The organism is Streptomyces sp. ISL-10, from assembly GCF_018614575.1.
In the GTDB taxonomy this organism is placed as follows: Bacteria; Actinomycetota; Actinomycetes; order Streptomycetales; family Streptomycetaceae; genus Streptomyces.
The window spans coordinates 159,218-181,769 of sequence record NZ_JAGGOJ010000008.1; the positions used below are offsets into that span (position 1 = coordinate 159,218).

The following is a 22,552-nucleotide window of genomic DNA, read 5'->3' on the forward strand; positions in this document are numbered from 1 at the left end:
CCTCGCCTCACTGTCCGTTGTCACATCCCTGCTCATCGGCCCGCCCTGGCACTGATCAGCGCGCCCAGCGCCGTGGGCGCGGGCGCATCGAAGAGGTCGGCGACGCTCATCGCCACCCCGAACCGGTCCTGCAGCCTGGAGATCAGCTGCACGGCCGTCAGGGAGTCGCCGCCGATGTCGAAGAAGTCGTCGGAGGCCTGGACGGACGGCAGCCCGAGGGCCTCCGCGTAGAGCCGGGAGACTTCCGTGGTGGCATCGCCGGCCGTGGTGACGGCCGGGGCCGGGGCGGTGTCCCCGGCAGGGGTCGTGCCGGTTCCCGTGCCGCCGTCGCCGTTGCCCGCGGCTGTGAGGAGGGCGGACGGCGGTGTCGTCGGCGGCACGGTCGCCGTCGCCGTCCGGCCGACAACCGTCGGGTCACCTGCCGTTGGGGCGGTGGTCCACTCCTGTGCCGGGACGACCGCAACCTGCGCCGGCACCGCTGCCGTCAGCAGTCGCATCAGCGCGGCGGTGCCCTCGGCGGGCGTGACGCCCGTGGTCAGGCCGATCGCGGGCGCATCCCCCGCCACACGGCCGTCCACCGCCACCGGAACCGCTGCGGTCGCGTTGTCGCCGAACGTCTCTGCCTCACGCAGCGCGACCTTGGTGTAGTCGCTGACGGTGAGAACGGCTCGGCCCAGCATGTCGTAGAGCTCGGCGTCGACCGTGGAGTTGGCCTGGCGCTCGGGCCGCAGCACCATCCGGCACATCAGCGCGCCGGGGAGCTCTCCATACACGACGATGCGACGGCAGTGGAAGGGCACCCGGTCGCCGTTCACCCTCAGGGCGAGAGCCCGGTCGAGCAAGGCCGGATGCACCCGGTGAACGTCGATGTCGGCGCGCTGCGCGTCGGACAGTTCGAGTCGGCCGACGGTGGTGTCGCCCTCCCGGCGCGTCTCGCGTACACAGCCGAAGCGCGGCCCGAAGGCGAACCTGGTGGCAGCGTCCTGCACCTGCCGTTGCTCGATGACGCTCCCCATCGAGCCCAGCACCGCCAGATCCGCGTGCGGCCGTGCGGGGGCCGCCTCGGCACCGGCCGTGACGCGTGCCCGGGCGTACGTCACCGGCACCGAAGGTGCGCCGCCGCGGCCCGGCTCCTTAGGCCCCTCGTGCGTCCCTTCGCTCACTGGGGCGGCGTGCACCACCGCGTCCCAGCCGCCCCCGTCTGCCGGAGTGAGCTCCACACTCACCTCGGTCGGTGCGGTGACGAACATCGGCTTGGAGAGCGTCAGTTCCTCGATCACCACCGGCTCGAGCGGGTCGGCGTCAGCCGCTTCGCAGACGGCGCGCACCAGCAGGTCGACATAGGCGGTGGCGGGCAACAGCGCACGCCCGTCGAGGCGGTGCTCGTCGACGACCCAGTCCTCGGGCCGTATCGTCGTGCTCCAGCGCACCGCCCCCGTGGCGGTGGCCGCGCCGGCCGCAGCGTCCAGTGCGTCTTCGTTCGGCACGGCCTGCGACCGTTCCGGGGCAAGGGCGGCCATGCCGACCTCGTGCCAGGCGGGCCAGTTGACGCTGACCGTGACCGCGGGGCCCGGCGGCGCGGTGAGCGCGCACGCGTCCATGAAGGCGTTCGCCGCCGCATAGTCGGCGCTGCCCAGCAGCCCGTTGAGGGCGGCACGGCTGGACATCAGCATCAGGAAACGGACACCCGGGGTACGGGCGACAAGTTCCTGCAGCACCCTGGTCCCGGTCGTCTTGGCACGCAGCACCGCCTCCATGTCCGTACGCGCCCGGCCGCGCAGCAGTCCAGCACCGGGAAGCCCGGCCGCGTGCAGGACACCGTGAACCGCCCCGTACTGCCGACGCAGCAGAGCGAAGACCTGCTCCAGCTCGGCGGCGTCGGCGACGTCCGCAGTGTGCGTCGTCACCTCGGCGCCGGCGGCCTCCATGGCGGCGAGGCGCTCCCCGAACCTCTCCCACGCGCTGTCCGCGTTCCGGCCGAGCAGCGCCAGCCGGGGGCGCAGACCCGAGTGGGCCAGTGTTTCCGCCACGGTGAGGCCGATCGCTCCGAGCCCCCCGGTGATGACGTAGACCCCTTGTTCCTCCAGCAGGGAACCGGGCGGGCCGTCCGGTTCGATCCTGACGCGGTCCGGCAGCCAGCGGCGGTTGCGGCGCAACGCCACCACCGGCTCCGCGGCCGGCGCGGTCAGCTCCGTCGCCAGGACGGCCGGGGCTGCCTGCCAGGAGTCGATCATGCGAACCCGCCCGTGCCCGTACTCCAGCGCCGCGGAGCGGACCAGGCCCGCCAGCGCGGCCCTGGCCGGCAGGAGCGGCTCCGTGCCGGTGACGCTGACCGCCGCATGCGACACGACGGCTACCGGCACGGGACGGCCGTCCGCTCCCTGGGCGGAAGCGGCCGCCTGCAGAAGTTCGGTCAGCGACCACACGCCCTCGTCGAGCAGAACACGGTCGGAAGCGGCGGTCCCACTGTCATCGGGGCCCTGGCCGTCCGAGGGCACCTGGCCGAAGGTGCGCGCGTGCACCAGCAGGCGGGTGTCCGAAGAGCGTTCTGCGAGGTGGGCGAGGAATGACACCAGGTCTTCCGGGTGGTCCGCACGCACCGTCGCCCGGTAGTCGGTCGCCTGGTAGGCCTGTCCCGATGTGACCTGAACGGTGCGGTAGCCGGCCAGTTGTACGGCGGTGAGCACCGCACGGGCCGCAGCCGTGTCGTCGGGCAGCAGCACGACGGCGAGCCCCCTCTCCCCGGGCGTGGTGCGCCGCGCGGCCGGCACGTAGTGCGCGGGGCTCCAGCCGGGCAGCACCAGGACGGGTCCCTCGGGCGGGTGCGCAGGCGGCTGTTCCTGCGCCGCCGTGGGTTCGGTGGGTGCCTGCGTCTGCGGAGCCTGCCCAAGGGCTTGGTCATGCGGCGCGGATTCCTGTGCAGGGGCCTGGTCATGCCGCGCGGATTCCTGCGCCTTTCGCGCACTGCCCGGGCGCGCTCCCCCCGGCTGCCCGGTCCGGGGCAGCCAGAACTCCTGACGCTGATAGGGGTAGGTGGGCAGCGCCACCCGGCGCACGCCCTCCGGGCGCGGCACAGCGCCCCAGTCGAGGTCCGCGCCGTCGCACCACGCCGTGCCGAGCGCAGCCAGGAACCCCGGCCATTCGCCGTCGTCGCGGGCCTGCTCCGCGGAGCGCGGCAGACAGGCGACCATCCGGTGCCGGCCGGCCCGCATCCCGGCGTGCCGCCGGGCGAGGCTGGTGAGCGTATGACCCGGGCCCACCTCCAGCACGCAGGCCGGCTCGTCGGCGGCGAGGGTGTCGAGGGCGTTGTGGAAACGCACCGGTGCCACCAGCTGCCCGGCCCAGAAGGCCGGGTCGGTGGCCTGTGCCTCTTCGAGCACCCTGCCGGAGGCCGCGGAGATCACGGGGATGCGGGGCGCGCGCAGGGAGCACCCCGCGAGCAGCTCGGTCAGTTCCTCCACGGCCGGGGCCATCATCGGGGTGTGGAAGGCGTGCGAGGTGGCCAGGGCACGGGACTTGAGGCCGCGGTGGTCCAGGAGTTGCTGGAAGGAGTCGACGGCCTCGGCGGTGCCGCCGACCACGACCTGGCGGGCGCTGTTCACGGCGGAGACCGCGACGCCCGACGTGAGCAGGTCGCGTACCTCCTCCTCCGGGGCTGCCACGGCGAGCATCCTCCCCGGCGGCATCTCCTGCATCAGCGAGGCGCGGCGGGCCAGGAACCGGATGGCGTCGGGGAGTTCGAAGACGCCTCCGAGGGTTGCGGCCGCCACTTCGCCGACGCTCTGACCGAGCAGCGCGCTCGGCTCGAGGCCGTAGCCGCCCAGGGTGCGGGCGAGGGCGTACTCGATGGAGAACAGCAGCGGCTGGGCGTGCACGGTGCGTGCCGTCACCTCGGGGTCGGTCTCCTCCTGCCACACCCGCAGCAGGTCGACGCCCAGCTCCTCGCCGAACATCGACAGGCAGGTGCGCAGCAGCTGGTCGAACTCCGGCACCTGCGCGGCCAGGTCCACGGCGGCGCGCGGGTACTGGGAGCCCTGTCCGGGCAGCGTCAGCACCGGGTGCCGGCGCACACCGTCCGAGTGCGCGGTCAACGCGGCGTCCGGATCGGCCAGCACCTTCGCGGCCTCGGCCGGTGTGGCTGCGCACAGGGCCGCGCGGACCGGGAGCGCCCGGCGCCCCTGTCGCAGGGTGAAGGCCACGTCGGCGGTGGCCTCCGGCGGCAGCTCGCCGAGCACGGCCGCCAGATCGCCGCGCACCCGGGCCTCGGCCTCCTCATCGACGGCGGACCAGACCAGCAGCTCGTCTCGTTCCGGGCGGGGCGGTGCGGGCACGGGCAGGGGGGCTTCCTCGACGACCACATGGGCGTTGGTGCCGCCGAAGCCGAACGAACTGACGCCGGCCCGCCGCGGCTCCCGGGCGCGCCGCGGCCAGGGCATGACGGAGTCCGCGATGCGAAACGGCGTCTGCTCCAGCTTCAGTTGCGGATTGGGCGTGCGGATGTGGAGGGTCGGCGGGATCTGCTCGTGGTGCAGGGCGAGAACCGTCTTGATCAGTCCGACCACGCCGGAGGCCGGGCCGAGGTGGCCCAGGTTCGACTTCACCGAGCCGATCAGACAGCTCTGCGCCGGCAGCTCGCGGTCGGCCACCGCCTGCATCGCCTGGTGCAGGCCGTGCACCTCGATGGGGTCGCCTATCTGTGTGGCGGTGCCGTGGAGTTCGACATAGCCGACGGTGGCGGGGTCGACACCGGCGACCGCGAGTGCCTCGGCGACGGCGCGGCTCTGGCCGTCCGAGCTGGGCGCGGTGAAGCCCGGGCGGTCGGGGCCGTCGTTGTTGATCGCCGAGCCCCTGAGCACGGCGTACACCGGGTCGCCGTCCGCCAGCGCGTCGTCGAGCCGCTTGAGGACCACCACGCCGCCGCCGTTGCCGAAGACGGTGCCGCTCGCCTCGGCATCGAGCGGCCGGCAGTGGCCGTCGGCCGACTCGATGCCGCCCGCCACATGCCGGTAGCCCCGGCCGTACGGGGTTTCGATCTCGACGCCGCCCGCCAGCGCGATGTCGCAGTCGCCCAGGCGCAGCGCCTGGCAGGCCAGATGGGTGGCGACGAGGGAGGAGGAGCAGGCCGTGCGCACGGACAGGCTCGGTCCGCGCAGCCCGAGGCGGTAGGAGGTGTAGGTGGCCAGATAGTCGATGTTGTTGTTCACCACCGTCACCATCTCGCCGACCTGGGCCATCAGTTCGGGGTCGGAGCGGATGTGGTCCTCCGCGTACCGGTCGGCGGCACAGCCGCCGTAGACGCCGATCTCGGCCTCCACCGCGGACGGTTCGCAGCCGGCATGCTGAAGCGCCGTCGAGCACAGCTCGAGGAAGAGCCGGTGCTGCGGGTTGCGCAGTTCGCACTCCCGTGGGGACATGCCGAAGTACCGGTGGTCGAAGCCGGCGACGTCCTGGAGCAGGGGCCTGGCCGGCACGTAGTGGGGGTCGGCGAGCAGCACGGGGTCCTCGCCCGCGGCCAGCAGCTGTTCCTCGCTGAGGCGGTGGATGCTCTCGCGGGACGCCAGCAGATTGGCCCAGAATTCCTCTGTGTCCGCGGCGTCGGGTACCCGTAACGCCATACCGATGACGGCGACGGCTTCTTCACTGCTCACGGCTGGGTCTTCCTCTCTCGTACGGTCTCGTACGGATCTTGCGCGGTGCGGTGGTTGCCCAGGGTGCGGCGGGCCGCCCGTCGGGCGGTGCGCTCGCGGGCGACGGCGCCCGCGGCGCCCGCCGCGGGCGCACGGCGCGTCGGCGATGCGGTGGGCACGGGCCCGCCGCCCGCCGCCAGGTGTGCGGCGAGCTCCCGGGGGGTGGGGAACCGGAAGAGGTCGGCCAGGGCGAGGCGCAGCCCGTCGTCCGCGGTGAGCCGGCCGAACAGCCGCAGGAGCATGAGCGAGGTGAGCCCGGCGTCGAAGAAGCCGGTGTCGGCTCCCACTCGGTCGCCGTCCGGAGCCTGTGCGCGCGCCCTGCGCACGATCAGGTCGACCAGTGCCTCGATCTGCGGCGGTGCGGCGGGCCGGTCGCTGCCGGCAGGCCGCCCCTGCGGCTGCCGCATGAGCGCCTCGGCATCGACCTTGCCGTGCCGTGTCAGGGGGATGCTGTCGACGCGGATCCACCGTGCGGGCAGCTGCCACTGCGGCACGCGCCGCGCGAGGAGCGTGGAGAGCTCGTCATCGGGGCCGACTTCCGGGCCGGACACCCAGGCCAGGAGGATGCCGGGCGCGGCGGGGTCGACGGCGACGGCGCAGCGGCGCACGCCGGGCAGGCGGGCGATCTCGGCCTCCACACCGTCGAGTTCCACGCGGTAACCGCCCAGCGACACCTGCCGGTCGGCCCGGCCCACAACGGTGATCTCGCCGTGCCGGTCGCGGCGCGCCAGGTCACCAGTGGCATGGCTGCGTACCTCGGCACCGCTCGTGCCCGTCGCTGTCGGCTCCGCGACGTCCGGCCGTCGAGGGCTGTGTGCATCGCCCAGGTATTCCAGGGCCAGCCCTCTGCCGGTGACGACGAGTTCGCCCACCTCGCCGACCAGGGCCGGGCGGCCGCCGGGCCCGCGTACCTCGATGGAGCGGTATGCGGTGCCGCGCCCGATGGGGACGGCGGCGCGGTCACCACCCTGCGCGTCGGGTGGCGACCAGCGGTGCAGGCTGCTGGCCTGAGGGGTCTCGGTGGTGCCGTACAGATTGAACACTGCCGCGCCGGGCGCCAGGGCACGTGCCGCGGCCGCCTGGGTGTCGTGCAGGGACTCGCCGTGGAAGACGACGGCGCGCGGGGCGGACAGGCGCCGGTCTCCCGCCGCCGCGGCCAGCAGCGCGGCCTGGGAAGGCGTGGTGTGCACGACCGTCGCCGCGGCGTCGGCCAGCAGCCGCAGATGCTCCTCGGTGCGCTCCGTCTGCCCGGGCAGCGGGATGTGCACCCGAGCCCCCAGTACCAGGGGGAGAACGCATGCGCGGAACACGGGGTCGTGGGCGGGCGGGGTGGTCAGGCAGAAGACGTCGTCGGGGCCGAGCTGCAGCTGGTGCGCGTACCAGTGCATGGCCTCCGGAAGGGCGTTCGCCGGCAGCACCACGAGAGCGGGCTCGCCCGAGGTGCCGGAGGTCGCCAGGATGTGTCCGGGGGCGTCCGGGGTGAACTCCTCCGGCTGTGGGTCGGGGGCGCACTCGGCCAGGGCGGCTTCGGCAGCGCTGAGTACGTCGACTCCCGGCGGTGTGGTGACGGGGGTGGTCGGGTCGCCGTCCTTCTCGCCTGTCGTGATGACGAGGTCGGCCCGTGCGGCCGTTACCGCGCTGTGCGTCCACACCGCGGGGGCCGCGGCGTCGAGCAGCAGCACGGGACGGCCCGCGTGCCAGCAGCCGAGCAGTGCCACGGCCAGCTCGGGGTGGCGGCGGGCGAGGACCGCAACGGTCCGGCCGGGCGCGGTGCGCTCGCGTACGAGGGCGCTGATGCGGCGCAGCCGCAGCGCGAGGGTTGCGTAGTCGACGGCTTCGGTGCCGAAGACCAGGGCGGTTCGGTCGGGTCGGCGCGCGGCCTGGTCGAGTACGGCCCGAACGAGCGCCGTGCAGGTGTCGCCCGCGCGGCTGCTGTCCGGCCGTACGGCGGCGGGCGCAGGCTCCGGCTCGGCAGGGCCCGCGGAGGTTTCCCCGGGGGTGTCGAGGACCGACAGCAGCGCCTGACGGCAGGCGTCGAGGAAGTCCCTCACCGTGTCGCGGTCCCACAGGGCGGTGGGATAGGCCAGGCGCAGTTCGTATCCGCCGTCGGGGTCGCGGGACAGATAGAACCCGAGGTCGAACAGGGACCAGGTGCTGGGCGGGGTCTGGGCGCGCGCGGCGTGCGGACCGAAGCGGGCGGGCGGAGCAGCCTGCGTGAGGTCGTTGAACCACACCTGGAACAGCGGATGGCTGTGCGGAGATCGCCGCGCTCCGACGGCGTCGGCGATCTCGTCGAAGTCCGGCGTCAGGTGGTCGGCGGCCGTCAGCACCGCGTCGGCCACCGGTCGCAGCAGGTCGCGGGTGCCCGCTTCCCCGGGCACGTCGATGCGCACGGGCACGGTTCGCACGAAGAATCCGGCGGCCTCGTGCTCCTCCTGGGTGCGCCGCCCGGACATGGGCAGCCCCACCAGTACGCTGCGCTGCCCGGACCAGGCACTGAGCACGCGTGCGTAGGCGCTCAGGGCGAGCGAGGCGACGGTCACACGCTCCTTGCGGCACAGCGCGTCGAGCGCGCGGGCGGTACGGCGGTCCACCGTGCTCGTCACGGCCTCGCCGATGTGGTCGGCCAGGTCCGTGCGCGGCCTGCGGCCGGGCAGGTCGAGGTGGTGAGGTACGCCGTACAGCCAGGTGCGCCAGAACTCCACGTCGGCCTGGCGGTCGGCGGCCTCGTCCCGCTCGGCGGAGGCGAGTGCGTCGCGGTACTGGACCGGTTCCGGCAGCGCGCGCGGGTGTTGCTCCACCCGAGCCGCGTACAGGTCGGCGAGATCCTGCTGGAGGATGTCGAGCGTGTGCTGGTCGGAGGCCAAGTGATCGACCGAGAGCACCAGATACGAGGCTTTCCCCGATCCGGTGCCGCTGCCGTGCAGCACGCCCGCGGCGAGGCGCGGCAGCCGGTCCGGTGTGAACACCCGTGTGCAGACGCGCGATGCGAAGGCCTCCACTTCGGCGGGCGACGGGTCGGGGCGGGGGCTGCGCTCCTCCAGCCACCAAGGCTCGGCTTCGGCTGTGACGCGCTGGCGCGGCTCGCCGGAGGGCGCCTGTTCGTAGACCGTGCGCAGGACTTCGTGGCGGGCAGTCAGGTCGACGCACGCGGCGTGCAGTGCGCCGGGGTCGATGTCGCCCGCGATGCGGAGCAGGCCGACCACGTTGTAGGCCGAGGACTCGGCGTGGACCTGCTGCCACAGCCACAGCCGCCGCTGCTCGGGCGAGAGCGGGATGCCGGCGTCCGCGGCCGGGCGTCGGGCGCGGGAACGGCCTCGGGCGGGAAGCGCGTCGGCGGGGAGCCGGCTGCGCAGGTCGGCCAGGCAGACGTTGTCGCGCAGGAACAGCGACAGCGGCAGCCTGACTCCCCAGCCGCCGAGGATCCGTCCCGCGAGCCGAGCCGCGGCGAGGCTGTGCCCGCCCGCCTCCAGGAATCCCGTGCTCTCGTCCTGGGGGAGCGTCCCCAGTGCCTCGGCCCAGCAGGCGGACAGCGCATCGTCGGGCGCCGCCTCGGTCTCGGGTCCGGGCGTGTCGGCAGCGGCCAGGTGCCGGCGGGCCTGCGTGATCAGTTGCCGCTGGTCCTGTTTGCCGCTGCCCGTCAGCGGGATGGTGTCGGTGAGGACGAAGGCGCTCGGCACGAGTGCCTCCGGCAGCAGGGCGGTCAGCCGTTCTTTCAGTGATCGCCGCAGCTCTTCGTCCGTCGTGGCGCTCTGACCGGACCGGGCCGCCGGCACAACGAAGGCGCACAGGGTCAGGGCGCCGTCGGGGCCATCGGCCGCCACCACCGCGGCGTCCTGCACCGCCGCGTGGTCGCGCAGTGCGTCCTCGGCCTCGCGCGGCTCCACCCGCCGGCCCCGGATCTTGACCTGGCTGTCGCGACGGCCCAGGTACTCCAGTCCGCCCTTGTGCCTGCGGACAAGATCACCGGTGAGGTACAGGCGCGGCACCGGGCACCAGTCGGGGGACGGCACGAAGGCGGCAGCGGTGAGGTCGGGCCGGTGCAGATAGCCGAGGGCCAAGGGGAGTCCGCCGATGGCCAGTTGACCGGTGTCGCCCTCGGCCACGGGTCGCATCCGGTCGTCCACGACGACCAGCGTGCAGTTGTCGATGGGGTTGCCGATGAGCACTCGGTCGGGTTCGTCGCCGGGTCGGATCGGCGGGCATGGCCACGCGGTGACGTCGATCGCGGCTTCCGTCGGCCCGTACAGGTTGTGCAGGTCCGCGCCGAGCACCGACCGGAAGCGCCGTACGAGGCCCGGGGTGAGCGCCTCGCCGCTGCAGATCACGGTGCGCAGCGAGGCGCACCGGTCGGCGCCGGGCCAGCGCAGGAACTCCTCCAGCATGGACGGCACGAAGTGGATGACCGTGATCCGGTGCCTGCGGATGCAGTCCACCACTTCGCCGGGGTCGCGGTGGGCACCGGGTGCGATGAGGACCTCGGTGGCCCCGGAGATCAGGGGCCCGAAGAGTTCCCAGCCGGAGACGTCGAAGGTGGCGGGTGTCTTCTGCAGGATGCGGTCGTCGGGCGAGAAGCCGTAGGCGTCCCGCATCCACAACAGGCGGTTGCACAGGGCCAGGGAGGGCACGACCACGCCCTTGGGCTCTCCCGTCGAGCCCGAGGTGAACAGCACATACGCCGGGTCGTCGCGGTCGACCGCGGGCAGCGGCGCCCACCGCTCCGGGCCCACGGCGGCGCCGCGGGGGTCCGTGGCGGGAATGTCCACGCGCAGGACACACGGCGCCCCGTCGGCCGTGGCCGCCGTGCCGTCGGGGGCCGTGCCCATGGAGTCGGCGATGGCCTCGACGGTGCCGGCCGTCTCGCCGGTGACCAGTACGAAGCGGGCCTTGGCGCGGCGCAGCAGCGCGGCGCGCCGCTCCCGGGGGTCCTCGGGGTCCAGCGGCAGGTAGGGCATTCCCGCCTTGAGCGCGCCGAGCAGGCCGAGTACGAGATCGCAGCCGCGCGGAATGCACACGGCGGCGATGTCGCCGGGGCGTCCCCCCGCCTCGGCGAGCAGCCGGGCGATCGCGTCGGACGCCACCTCCATCTGGGCATAGGTCAGGGACCGCTCGTCGTCGACGAGGGCGATCGTGTCGGGCGAGGTGCGCGCGATCTCACGGACCAGGCCCGGGAGTCCATGGGGTGCGCAACGCTCCACCTCCGGGCCCTGCAGGATCGCGTCGCCGGGATCCGGTGTCGAGCCGTCCACACACGCTCCTTTCCGTACGTCGTCGGTGGGCAGGTGGCCCTTGTCCTTCGGGGGCGTAGGCCCTGTTTCCCGGGCTGTCGGCCGGGGCCCGCCCTGCGGGGGTCAGCCCCGGTCGTCGAGTGCCAGGCGGCGTGCCCTGCTGTCGTTGCGGCGCAGTAGCCACAGCCCCGTGCACAGCCAGAACACGCCGACGGCCGCCTCCGCCGCCGCCTGGGCCGCCCATGGATCCCCGGCTGCGAGAGCGCGCAGGGACGCCGCTCCATGGGTGAGCGGCAGTAGCTGCGCGAGCTGTTCGAGGGGTGCCGGAAGCGCCTCGACCGGGGCGACGATTCCGGTGAGCACGAGCAGCGCGTACACCACGAGATTGCTCAGGACGATCGCGGCGGGGTGCAGGGCGGTGACCGCGGCGACGCCGAGGCCGAACGCCGCGACGCTCACCGCCGTCACCGCCAGCACCGGCGCGCCGCTGAGCAGCGAGCCCATCAGCTGCCACTCGCCGAAGAACGCGCACACCCCGACGACGGCCACCAGCGCGGACACCAAGGCCTCCACGACGTACACCCAGCAACGGGTCAGATGGACGAGAGCGAGCCCCGGGCGGCTCAGCCGGAGCCGGTGCAGCGTCCCGGCGGGCTGCTCCTCGGTGAGCATGTCGGCGGCTCTGACCACGGTGGCGAGCGCCAGGACGTGCACGCAGCCGCCGGTGATGGCGAAAGCGCGGCCTTCCGCACCGCCCATGAGGAAGCCCAGATAGGCGAGGAACAGCGGTTGCAGGACGGCACGCGGAACGGTGGAGCCGACCAGAACGGCGGGTGGATAGAGGGCCAGGTAGTCGTGCCAGGCGATCCGCGCCACGACGGACAGGCCTGCCGGGTCGGGCCGTGCAGGCCGTCGGCGGACGGCCCTGTGCGCGCTGGTCGCCCCGGCCGGTTCGACCGGCTCGGCGAGCTCGGCCGGATGCTCAGGAGAGCGCAAGGGTGCCTCGCTTCCTCGCCCGGTGCAGCACCAACCGGAAGGCCAGTACGGTGGCCAGCGCGTAGCAGGCGGTGGTGGCCAGGAGCATCAGCCAGGCGCCGGTGCGCTGCGTTTCGCCGTCGGCGGCCGCGATCATCAACTCCGCGGCCCAGCGCAGGGAGATGATGTTCGGAACGCCTTGCAGCCAGCCCGGCAGGAGCGTCACCGGGATGATCATTCCGCCGAGGATCGACATCGGGTAGATCAGCGCTTCCGCGACCCGTATCGCCGCCGGAGTGAGCAGGAACAGGCAGCTGAGCAGCAGCCCGAGCACCAGCGCGGAGCTGAAGGCGGCGAGTGCGGCGAGCGTGAACGGCAGCGGGTGCGCGAGGTGCAGCGGATGGCCGGTCAGCACCCCCGCGCCAGTGACGGTCGCGGCGATCAGCACGGCGCAGCAGGCCGCGATCCCCACGGTCTTGCCGAACAGGATGAGCCCGAGGCCGCTCGGGCGCACCATCAGCCCGGGCAGCGTGCCCTGCCACAGCTCCTCGCGCAGGATCAGGCCCGTCTGCCAGATGGCGCAGCTCCACAGCGCCAACAGGCCGCAACCGAGCTGCACATGACCTGCGGTCAGCACAGAGTTCTCGCCGGCGGCGAGCAGCGTCGCGAAGCACAGCGCGCCGGGTACGACACAGCCGGGGATGACGGTGCCCAGGATGTGCTGCTGTCTGACCTGAGCCACCATGCTGTACCACAGGACAGCCATCGCCCGGGGCCGGGCGGCCGTGGCAGCGGCGGTCCGGGGCGCCGTGTCGTGCGCGGTCATGTGCGCGCCTCCGGACCGTCCTCGGTCAGTCGGCTGAACACCTGCTCAAGACCCGCGGCCCGCACCCGTACGTCGCGTACGCCGACCGAAGGCCACATGCGGGACAGTGCCGCGAGCGAGTCACCGGTCCACTCGGCGACCTCGAACTCGGTGCGCCACAGCTGGCCTTCGAAGGGAGCGCTCTGCCGCACCCGAATCCCCGATGCGTCCTCGCTGCCGGCCGCTGCGGCGGGCGGCTGGGCCGACACGACCGTGACGGTGGCCGCGTCGCCGCTCTGCTCGACCAGCTCGGCCAGCGGCATGTCATGGGTGATGCGCCCGCCCCGGAGGATGACCACGCGGGCGGCGAGACGCTCGATGTCCTGCAGATAGTGGCTGGTGAGCAGGACGCTGATGCCCTCGTCCGGCAGCTTGGCCACGGCCTCGCGGAGGCGTTCGGCCTCCAACGGATCGAGGCCGACGGTCGGTTCGTCGAGCATCACCAGGGCGGGCCGGGTCATCAGCCCGATCCCCAGGTGCAGCCGCTGCTTCATGCCCTTGCTGAACGCCCCCACCGCGCGGTCCGCCACCTCGAGCAGCCCCACCGAGGCGAGCGCCTCCCGGGCCGTGCGCTCTAGGGCCGAGGGGGCGATGCCGCTCAGGGCGCCGAACAGGGTGGCGTTGTCCAGGGCGGTCAGCCTCGGGTACAGGCCGCGGTCACCCCCGAAGACCACGGACAGGCGGGTGCGCGCCTCCTTCGGGTCCGTCTCGACATCCACGCCGTCGACCAGGACACGGCCACGCGTGGGCAGCAGGAGGGTGCTGACGATGCGCAGCAAAGTGGTCTTCCCTGCGCCGTTCTGGCCCAGCATTCCGACGACCTCGCCACGGCCGATCCGGAAGGACACGTCCGACAGGGCCGTGACCGCCACTCCTCCCGTCCGGCCGGCGCGGGATTTCCACGGCGCCCTGGACTTCTTGGACACGAACTCCCGTCCGACACCGTCGACAACGAGAGCCGGCGTACTCGTGGTACTCGCCGTGCTCCATGTACTCATCGCGGTACCTCGTATCTCCTGCGGCGAGACCACAAATGAATTGCGCCGGCAATGCGGCAGCAACTTGAATGGTGAACAGCCGGGTGCTGCTGGCGAAATCCAGCCAGCTGTCCGGAAATGCCGAAAGGTGGACTGGTGGAACAGCGTCGATTCTGCCACCGCGCAAGTGGATCGACACCGAACACGGCCACGCCGTGACAAGGGTCACTTTTGCTTGGTGAACTGGTGTGGCGGGCCTCCGGTCGGGCATTGACCCAGGGTGCTGCGGTACGCCGATTCCGGCCACGGCAGCGCCAATTCGGGCAGTGGTACGCTCGCGCCGATCTGAGAGTTCCCATCCCATTTCCCTCGGCGGAGCCATCGCATACCAAAAGGGGAATGGCGTGTTCCGAATCCTGTTGGAACCATATGAGGAGAAGGGGATCCATGAGCAGTTCCGGCACGCTGGTGTTCTACGAGGCGCTCGCGGACAATCTCCTGGAGCCTTCCCGTGCCCGACTGGAAAGCGCTCTGGGCGCTCCCGTGGAACTCCGCTCATGGCGGGACGGCCCGCCCGACGGCGCCATCCTGCTGCTCGCGCCGCACGAGCTGTCGGAGTCCGAGCGCGAGCGGGCACTGGGTGGCGCCGCGTGGTTATGGGTCCATCTCACCTCCGCGGGGGCCGACTTCGTCGATCTCGGCCGGTGGTCACACGACGCGCTGCTGACCCGGAGCTGGAACTGCTACGCCGCCCCGCTCACCGAGTACGCGGTGCACGCCGTGCTCACTCATGAGTGGCGCACGGCGGCGCCCTGGCAGGAGCGGGACATGCGCCCGCCGGCCGGCGCCGACACCCCTCCGGCACCCGCCGCTGCCGGCGGCGGGGGCGCCACCCACCGCACCGGGCTGTGGGGCGCGAAGGTGGGCATCGCCGGCTGGGGTGCGGTCGGGCAGCAACTCGCCGCCGCCTTCGGCTCGCTGGGCGCCGCGGTGACGGTGCTGCGCCGGGCCCCCGAGGAGTTGCCGGGGTCCCCCGTCCGGCAGACCTCCGTCATCGACGAGGTCCTGGACTGCGACCACCTCGTGCTGGCCCTCCCCCTGACCCCGCAAACCACAGGCCTCTTCGACCGGGCGGCCCTGCGCCGTGCCAGACCGGGCCTCCACTTGGTCAACGTCTCCCGCGCCGCCCTCATCGACCAGGACGCCCTGGCCGAACTGTGCGCCGCAGGAAGGCTTTTCGCCACACTGGACGTCACCGCCCCCGAGCCGCTGCCTCCGGACCATCCGCTGCGCCACCTGCCGTCCGTCCGGCTCTCACCGCATGTCGCCTGGCGCAGCCGCGGCAGCGACGGCGCGTTCCTCGACGACTTCACCGCCGTGTGGCGGGCGCTCGGTCTGCCGGACGGCGATGTGCCCGGCCGGGTGCCGCCCACCCGCGCCGCAGCGGCGCGAGCCGCGGTGCGCGCCACGCTCACACCGACCGGTCCACCATCAGCAGGCTCGTCGCAGCCCGGCCCGCTGCCGCCCGCACACGCCTTTGCTGACCGCCGTCAACCGCACGCCCTGGCCGATTCCTTGAACCGCACGGCCCTCCCGTCCTCCAGGACCCCAACGACAGGTGGGACATGACAACCGCTGCCGACCGTCCGCTGGCCGTCGTACTGCACTCACGCCAGCCGCTCACCACCGACGTCACCCGCGTCTTCCCCCCGCAGCACTGGGACGTGGTGGTGCTCACCGACGCCGACCCCGCACAGGCGTACCGCGAGGACGTGCCGGGGACGCGGCCCGTCGTCCGCACCGCGCCCCGCGACACGTGGGCCGCGACCCTGCGCTCGTGGTCCGAACGGCGCCCCGTCGAGATTGTCTCGAATGACGAGTACTGCCTCCTCGACTGTGCCGCGCTGCGTGCCGAGTCGGGGCTCGCCACCCGCCACCCCGAGCACCCGGTGAACTACATCGACAAGGTCCTGATGAAGGAGCGGCTCACCGCCGCCGGGGTGCGCACACCGCGCTTCCTCGCCTTCCCCCGGGTACCGGAACCAAAGCAGGCGTACGAAGAGGTCCTGGACCACATCGGACTGCCGGCGGTCGCGAAGCCGCGGCGGGAGGCCAACTCGCGCGGGGTGAGCATCCTGCGCACCCAGGACGCGCTCAGGGCCTGGCTCGCCGAGCGCCGCGGACAGGAAGGCTGGCAGCTGGAGGAGTTCCTGGACGGCACCTTCCACCACGCCAACTCCCTGGTGCGCGACGGGAAGCTGACCCCGGTGCAGGCCGGCACCTATCTCGGACCGCTGCTGGACCTGACGGCCGGGCGGCGCCTCGGCGGTTGGACCGTGCCGCACTGCGACCCGCTCGCTCACCGTGCCCACGAGCTGAACCGCCAAGTGGTCGACGCGCTCGGCGGCGGCGGGGCCTTCGTCGTGCACACGGAGTTCGCGGTGACCCGGGACGGCGAGACGGCCGTCGTCGAGGTCGCGGCCCGCGCCCCAGGTGCCCTGCTGCCCGACCTGTCCCGGCTGCACGCCGGGGTGAATCTGGAGGAGGCCCACCTCGCGCTCCAGGCCGGTCTGCCCGTCCCTGAACCGGTCCGAGTGGCCACCGAAGCCGCCTGGTTGTGGATTCCGGTACTGCCCGGCGAGCGCCACCGCACCACGCCCAGGCTCACCGGGAACCACCGCGTGGACATCCGGCAGGCCGCCCGCACGACACACCGGGGCGAGGCCGGGACGGTCGGCGTCTCGGTGCTGCTGTGGCACAACGACCCCGAGGTCCTCGCCGCCGACGTGCGGACGGCGGCCACCGCCGCGTGGTGCGGGCAGTGAGCCGAGTGCGCCGATTCCGAAGTCAGCCCGCATCCGGGGGAGGAGAGCAGCGATGAACGACCACGCCACGGCCACGCAGAAAGAAGGCGAGAGGCAAGGGGACAGGGTGAGGGACACCGGCAGCGGTGGCATACGCACGGGTCGACTGCGCGACGGCAAGGAGTACCTCGCGGGCCTGGCCGACGGCAGGCGGGTGTACCTCGCCGGACGGCTGCTCGAGGATGTCGCCCAGGACCCGGCGACCGCAGGCATGGCCGGGTTCCTCGCCGAACTCCTCGACGCGCACCAGGCGGACAGCGAGCTGACCGCAGCCGACGGCGCCCCACTGGCGTACTCCCTGGCCGCATCACCGGACGAGGTGCGCGCACGGGGCAGGGCCTTCGCCCGCATCGCCCGGCTCAGCGGCGGACTCATGGGCCGCAGCCCCGACTTCGTTGCCACGGTTCTGACCGGCTGGCGCGGCGCCGCCGGCCACTTCGGCCCGTACGCCGAGAACCTACGCCGCTACTGGGAGTCGGCCCGCGCCGCCAACCTCGTACTGACACACGCGATCAGCGACCCGCCCGCCGACCGCCACCTCGGGCCCGGCTCGCATCGAGAGGTGCAGGCCCTGCGGGCTGTTGCCGAAACCGCCGATGGAGTGGTGGTGCGCGGCGCGAAAATGCTGGCGACGCTCTCCCCGTTCGCCGACGACCTGGTGGTGTACCCCTTCCGCCCGCTGGGCGACGACGAGCCCGAGCAGGCCCTGTGTTTCGCCATCCCGGTGGGCACCCACGGACTGACGTTGTACTCCCGCCCCTCCTACGCCACCGAGCCGGCCGCCGATGCGCCGCTCGCCAGCCGCTTCGACGAGCTGGACGCCGTCTGCCACTTCGACGACGTGGTCGTCCCCTGGGAGCGGATCTTCCTCCACGGGGACGTGGCCGCCGCCAACGGGCTGCGGGCCGGCACCGGAATGACCGCATACGCCTGGCACCAGTCGGCCGTGCGCGCGTGGATCAAAGCGGAGACCGTTTTCGACCTGGCCGACGCATGCGCCCGGGTGAGCGGGCGCAGCGGCCAGCAGGCCGTGCGGCAGCAGCTGGGTGAGCTGGCCGGCATCGTCGAGACCCTCCGCGGCCTGGTCGCCTCCGCCGAGGCCGCGGCCACTCGGGATGAGCACGGTCACCACACCTGCGCCCCGGTGCCGCTGGCTGCCTCGGGGATGCTGCATGCCACGCTCTATCCGCGCGCCGTCGAACTGCTCCGGCTGATAGTCAGCAGCGGCCTGGTGATGCATCCGGTGGCGGCGGACGACGACCCGGGCTCGAGCACGCACGGCTTCCTGCAGTCCTACTTCGCAGGTGACGGCGTCGACGGTGCGGAGCACGGGCGGCTGCTGCGGCTCGCGGCCGACCTGACCATGAACCGCTTCGGCAGTCGGCAGGAACTCTACGAACGCCTCTTCCTCGGCCCCCCGGACGCCTTCCGGGCGAAGTTCTACGACCTGTTCACCGCTGACCGGACCAGCCCGTCCGACACGGTTCTGGGAGACCTCCACCGCTGACGGCTGCTGCCGCAAGCACACGGATCCGAAACGCATCCCGATGACGATTGGACTCGACTCGCATGCCCATACGTGAATCCCACCTGGTGCAGGCCCTTGAGCCGTTCCGCGGCTATGTGCTGAGCACCATGATCTTCGCTCTTCAGCAGAGCGGCCTGCAGGACGACTTGACCGAAGGCCGTACCGTCGACCAGCTGGTGAGCGAACACAAGCTCGACCGGGCCCGGCTGACCGCCATGGCGGACTACTGGGTTGCCGCCGGCCTGCTCGATCGCTCCGAGACCGGCGTCCTCACCCTGACGGACCTCGCCCGCCGCTACGAAGAGGCCCGCCCCTGGTACGAGATGATGGTCGGCGGCTACGGCGGGACCTTCCTTGCCCTCGGCGACCACCTGGCCGAGGGCACCGGCCCGGCACCCAGGCGCGGCGGCTATGTGGGCAGCGGCAGCTGCGGCATCAGCATGCACGACTCGCTTCCACTGCTGCGCAAGCTGCTCGCCAGGGACGGCCGCTCCTACCGCCGTCTCGTCGACCTGGGCTGCGGCAGCGGGGTCTACCTCACCGAACTGTGCCGTGACTACCCGGAGATGACGGCCGTCGGCATCGAGCCCGACGTCGATGGAGCCGCCGCCGCCCGCGCCTGGGTAGCCGCCCAGCCGACCGCCGACCGTGTCACCATCGAGCACACCGACGCGCTCGACTGGATCGGCAACACCTCCGAAAAGCCCGACCTCGCCGTCCTCGCCTTCGTCATCCACGAGGTACTGGGCCAGGAGGGCGAGGCGGGTGTGCGCAGGTTGCTCACCCAACTCTTCACGGAGTCCCCGGAACTCACCCTGGCCATCGTCGACATCGATCTGAAGCACTCCGACCGGGAGGCGATGGCGCAGCCGCTGGCGCAGGCCTACTACAACGCGTACCTGCTGATGCACCCCTTCACCAGCCAGCGCCTGGAGACCAAGGAGTGGTGGAACAAGCTGTTCGCCGAGTGCGGCCTGCGCGTCGAGGCGTTCGACACCACGGATCCGTCCATGGACTCCACCGGTTTCGCGGTCGGCTGGCTGCTGCGGAAGGCCCGTCGATGACCGCAGGACAGGGTCCGGCCCCGGCCCCGGACAGCGGCCATCACCGCCCGCGCGACAGCATGAGCAAACCCAGGATCGCCTCCGGTCCGCGTACGTTCATGCGCCTGCCCTGGGTGGAGGACCCGCTCGCGGAGGGAGTCGGCCGGATCGACGTCGCAGTGGTCGGCGTGCCCACCGACTCGGCGGTCTCCTACCGCTCGGGGGCGCGCTTCGGGCCGGAGGCGATCCGCTCGGCCAGCATCCTGCTGCGGGACCACAACCCCGCCACCGGCATCGACATCACCCGGACGCTGTCCATGGTCGACGCCGGTGACGCACCCGTCGTCCCCGGCTACCACGAGCTCACGCTCAGCCGGCTGGAGGACCATCTGACCCCGCTGTACGAGCGCGGCCTGCTGCCGCTGCTGCTCGGCGGCGACCACAGCCTCACCATGGCCGAATTGCGGGCCATGGCGCGGGTGCACGGGCCGGTCAGCGTCCTGCACTTCGACGCACACGGCGACGTCCTCGACGACTACTACGGCGTCAAGCACTTCCACGGCACCATGTTCCGGCGCGGTGTCGAGGAGGGTGTCATCGACCCTCACCACAGCCTCCAGGCGGGCATGCGCGGCTCCGTGCACCCCGACGACGTCGACGTGGGCAAGGCCCTCGGGTACGAGGTCATCGACTGGCCGGAGCTGGCAGCCATGGCGCCGGAAGTGTTCGGCCGCCGGGTACGTGAGCGGGTCGGCGACCGGCCCCTGCTGGTCTCCTTCGACATCGACTTCCTCGACCCGGCGTACGCGCCGGGTACCGGAACTCCCGAGGTGGGCGGCCCCACCTCCTACCAGGCGCTCCAACTCCTGCGATCCCTCGGGCCGTTGAACTACCGCAGCCTCGACATCGTCGAGGTTGCCCCGCCGTACGACCACGCGGACATCACCAGCCACGCCGCATCGGTCATCGCATTCGAACTCCTCGGCCAGGTCGCGCTGCGCACCCGCGCGGCGTCGACCGACACGTCCGAGACCGATCCAGAGGAAAGTGGGGCGAAAGCCTGATGGACGCTTCCGTTTCCGGTGCTCCGGAGGGTGCGCCCGAGTCCGTGCACCGCAATCTCACCTCGATGGAGACCAGGGCGCTGCTCGGCGGGCTCAACGTCTCCGACGGGCACCCGCGCATGCCGCTCACCGACACACAGCGCGCCATCGTGGACAGCCTGCCGGACCTGTTCGACGAGGCGGAGAAGCGCCAGTTCGAAGAGGTCGAGGCGGAGGCGCAGCGCACGTTTCTGCACGGCATCGGGCAGCACCGAGCGCCGATCGGGACAGGACGGCTCGTCAGCTGCTACTCGTCCTCCGTGGCCATGGACATCGCGGCCCGCGCGCTGGCCCGCCGCACGGACTGGGTGGCACTGGTGCACCCGACGTTCGACAACATCCCCGACCTGCTCAAGGGCCGCGGCCTGACCTTGTTCCCGGTCCCCGAGGCCGTCCTGGAGGAGGGGGAGCCGGAGCTGCCCGACGATGTCGGCGCCGTCTTCGTCACCACCCCCAACAACCCCACCGGCTGGGTGATGCCGGAGGGCGCCCTGCGCCGCCTGGCCGCGTACTGCGCCCGCACCGGCCGAGTCCTCGCCATGGACACCTGCTTTCGGGCGCAGGACAAGCGCGCCCAGTACGACACTTACCGGCTGCTCCAGGAGTCCGGCGTCGAGTGGGTGGTCATCGAGGACACCGGCAAGCTGTGGCCCACCCTCGAGCTCAAGGCGGGGTTCCTCGCCTGGGGAGAGAACACGGATCTGCCGCTCCTGGAGTACTTCAACGATGTGCTGCTGTCGGCCTCCCCGCTCGTTCTATTGATGATCAACCACTTCGCCCGGGACGCCGCCGACGGCGGCTACGACGCGCTGCACACCTTGATACGCACCAACAGGCAAGTCCTCGCCCGCCACTTGGCGGACTCCCCGCTGCGGCTCACCGACCCCGACGCCCGACTCAGCGTGGCCCGCGTCACGCTTCCGCAGGACGGCCCGGACGCGGATGCGCTCTACGAGATCCTGGCGCGGCAGCGGACCCACGTCCTGCCGTGCGGCCCCTTCCACTGGGCGCGTCCTGCCGACGGTCGGCACCAGATCCGGATCGCACTGGCCCGTGCGGAGGAGGAGGTCGCACGGGCCACGCGGACCGTGGTGGACACGGTTCGCGCCAACCTGGCCGCATAGGAGCAGAAGGCACGATGAGCAACTCCCCGACCGGACTGCGGATCGAGACGGTGCACACCTTGGAGAAGGTGGATCCAGCGGCCTGGGACACCCTGGCTGAGCCCGAGGGCTTCTACATGTCGCACGGCTGGCTCAGCTCCGTCGAGTACGAGAGCGGAGTCACGCTCTGCTATCTGCTGGCCTACCGGGGTGACCGGCTTGTCGGTGGCCTGCCGGTGTACGACGTGGAGCGGGAGAACCAGGTCCACTATTCCCGCGGGCCACGGCTTGAGCAGCTGGGGGCCGACCCGGCGGGCACCTGGACGATCGCAGGCAGCCACCGCGGCTACAGCAGCGGCATCCTGCGCGCCGCGGACTGCGAGGAAGAGGTCCTGGACGCGCTCCTGGCCGCCGAGCGGGAACTGGGCCGCCCGACGCCGCGGACGGGTTCGCTCTATCTGTTCGCCACCAGCCGCACGGCCGCCGCGCTGCACCGACGCGGCGCCGCTGTCGACTTCGAGTGCGGCGACGCGACGATTCACACCGGCGGACGGGACGTCACCGCGTACTGCGGTTCATTGCGCAGCCGGAACCGGGTGGAACTCAAACGCGAGTACGCCCGGTTCCGGGATGCCGGCTACCGCCTCGGACGGCAGCGGCTGAGCGAATGCCTCGACGAAGCCGCCCCGCTGCTCGCCAATCTGCAGACGAAGTACGGGCACTCGGTCACCGCCGAACAGTCGCGTACGGCCTTCGCCTGGCAGGCGGCGTCGCTCGACGACTGCTCGGTGGTCTTCACGGCACGGGACGGCGGAAAGCTGGTCGCCCTGTCGGTGATGTACGCGTGGCGGGGCACTCTCTACGCCCGGGCCGTCGGATTCGACTACGAGGCCCTGCGCGACGCCTTCGAGTACTACGGCGTCTGCTACTACCTGCCCATCGACTACATGAGCTCCCACGGCCTGAACGCCCTGCACCTGGGTATCGGCTCCTACGGTGCCAAGACCAACCGCGGCGCGCGCGTGGCCCCCCTGTGGACGGTCGCCCTCGCCGACGACCCGGCCGACACTCCGCGCCCCGCGCCCGCGGACGTGTCCCGGTGGCGCGCCGAGTACGGTGAGCGAGCGACTCCGCGGGAGCTGTGGGACGTGCCCTGGGCGCGGGGCTGTTGACACGGGG

The 22,552-nt window shown here is 72.3% G+C and carries 12 protein-coding genes; 7 read left to right on the plus strand and 5 right to left on the minus strand.

The genetic code is table 11. The features are described 5' to 3' along the window. Positions 1-32: 32 nt before the first annotated feature. From J7E88_RS36995 to J7E88_RS09625, 5 genes are all read right to left on the minus strand, one after another. The gene (locus J7E88_RS36995; protein ID WP_215179234.1) at positions 33-5,648 is read right to left on the minus strand and encodes an SDR family NAD(P)-dependent oxidoreductase; all 5,616 of its coding nucleotides are present in this window, start codon (positions 5,646-5,648) and stop codon (positions 33-35) included. Continuing rightward, positions 5,645-10,936, minus strand: a complete 5,292-nt coding sequence (locus J7E88_RS09610) for a non-ribosomal peptide synthetase (RefSeq protein WP_215179235.1) — start codon at positions 10,934-10,936, stop codon at positions 5,645-5,647. Before J7E88_RS09610 ends, J7E88_RS36995 begins: the two co-directional genes overlap by 4 nt. A gap of 102 nt (positions 10,937-11,038) precedes the next feature. Further along, positions 11,039-11,911 carry an ABC transporter permease gene (locus tag J7E88_RS09615; protein WP_215179236.1) on the minus strand — a complete coding sequence of 291 codons (873 nt, stop codon included), beginning with the start codon at positions 11,909-11,911 and terminating at the stop codon, positions 11,039-11,041. Then, positions 11,898-12,716 carry an ABC transporter permease gene (locus tag J7E88_RS09620; protein ID WP_215179237.1) on the minus strand — a complete coding sequence of 273 codons (819 nt, stop codon included), beginning with the start codon at positions 12,714-12,716 and terminating at the stop codon, positions 11,898-11,900. The genes J7E88_RS09615 and J7E88_RS09620 overlap by 14 nt, the downstream gene beginning before the upstream one ends. Further along, entirely contained in the window at positions 12,713-13,753 is a 1,041-nt protein-coding gene (locus J7E88_RS09625) for an ABC transporter ATP-binding protein (RefSeq protein WP_215179238.1), read from the minus strand. Before J7E88_RS09625 ends, J7E88_RS09620 begins: the two co-directional genes overlap by 4 nt. A 426-nt stretch (positions 13,754-14,179) precedes the next feature. Here J7E88_RS09625 and J7E88_RS09630 point away from each other — a divergent pair, with 426 nt between their 5' ends. The 7 genes from J7E88_RS09630 to J7E88_RS09660 all read left to right on the plus strand — a co-directional run bounded on the left by J7E88_RS09630 (position 14,180) and on the right by J7E88_RS09660 (position 22,545). Next, the gene (locus J7E88_RS09630; protein ID WP_215179239.1) at positions 14,180-15,361 is read left to right on the plus strand and encodes an NAD(P)-dependent oxidoreductase; all 1,182 of its coding nucleotides are present in this window, start codon (positions 14,180-14,182) and stop codon (positions 15,359-15,361) included. After that, a complete protein-coding gene (locus tag J7E88_RS09635; protein WP_215179241.1) occupies positions 15,358-16,557 on the plus strand; it encodes an acetyl-CoA carboxylase biotin carboxylase subunit family protein in 1,200 nt (399 codons plus the stop codon). The genes J7E88_RS09630 and J7E88_RS09635 overlap by 4 nt, the downstream gene beginning before the upstream one ends. 52 nt (positions 16,558-16,609) lie before the next feature. Beyond that, positions 16,610-18,103, plus strand: coding sequence for a 4-hydroxyphenylacetate 3-hydroxylase N-terminal domain-containing protein (locus tag J7E88_RS09640; protein WP_215179242.1), 1,494 nt, complete (start codon positions 16,610-16,612; stop codon positions 18,101-18,103). A gap of 62 nt (positions 18,104-18,165) precedes the next feature. Further along, positions 18,166-19,188, plus strand: coding sequence for a methyltransferase domain-containing protein (locus J7E88_RS09645; RefSeq protein WP_215179243.1), 1,023 nt, complete (start codon positions 18,166-18,168; stop codon positions 19,186-19,188). Further along, complete coding sequence (speB, locus tag J7E88_RS09650) at positions 19,185-20,231, plus strand: agmatinase (protein ID WP_215179244.1); 1,047 nt, start codon at positions 19,185-19,187, stop codon at positions 20,229-20,231. The genes J7E88_RS09645 and speB overlap by 4 nt, the downstream gene beginning before the upstream one ends. Beyond that, positions 20,231-21,394, plus strand: a complete 1,164-nt coding sequence (locus J7E88_RS09655; protein ID WP_215179245.1) for an aminotransferase class I/II-fold pyridoxal phosphate-dependent enzyme — start codon at positions 20,231-20,233, stop codon at positions 21,392-21,394. Before speB ends, J7E88_RS09655 begins: the two co-directional genes overlap by 1 nt. 14 nt (positions 21,395-21,408) lie before the next feature. Further along, positions 21,409-22,545, plus strand: a complete 1,137-nt coding sequence (locus J7E88_RS09660; protein WP_215179246.1) for a GNAT family N-acetyltransferase — start codon at positions 21,409-21,411, stop codon at positions 22,543-22,545. The last annotated feature ends 7 nt before the right edge of the window (positions 22,546-22,552 follow it).

Excerpts from the sequence above, each read along its gene's own strand:
- J7E88_RS09620 (WP_215179237.1), bottom strand. The coding sequence starts at position 12,716 with ATGACCGCGCACGACACGGCGCCCCGGACCGCCGCTGCCACGGCCGCC.
- J7E88_RS09625 (WP_215179238.1), bottom strand. The coding sequence starts at position 13,753 with ATGAGTACATGGAGCACGGCGAGTACCACGAGTACGCCGGCTCTCGTT.
- J7E88_RS09630 (WP_215179239.1), top strand. The coding sequence starts at position 14,180 with ATGAGCAGTTCCGGCACGCTGGTGTTCTACGAGGCGCTCGCGGACAAT.
- J7E88_RS09635 (WP_215179241.1), top strand. The coding sequence starts at position 15,358 with ATGACAACCGCTGCCGACCGTCCGCTGGCCGTCGTACTGCACTCACGC.
- J7E88_RS09640 (WP_215179242.1), top strand. The coding sequence starts at position 16,610 with ATGAACGACCACGCCACGGCCACGCAGAAAGAAGGCGAGAGGCAAGGG.
- J7E88_RS09645 (WP_215179243.1), top strand. The coding sequence starts at position 18,166 with ATGCCCATACGTGAATCCCACCTGGTGCAGGCCCTTGAGCCGTTCCGC.
- speB (WP_215179244.1), top strand. The coding sequence starts at position 19,185 with ATGACCGCAGGACAGGGTCCGGCCCCGGCCCCGGACAGCGGCCATCAC.
- J7E88_RS09655 (WP_215179245.1), top strand. The coding sequence starts at position 20,231 with ATGGACGCTTCCGTTTCCGGTGCTCCGGAGGGTGCGCCCGAGTCCGTG.
- J7E88_RS09660 (WP_215179246.1), top strand. The coding sequence starts at position 21,409 with ATGAGCAACTCCCCGACCGGACTGCGGATCGAGACGGTGCACACCTTG.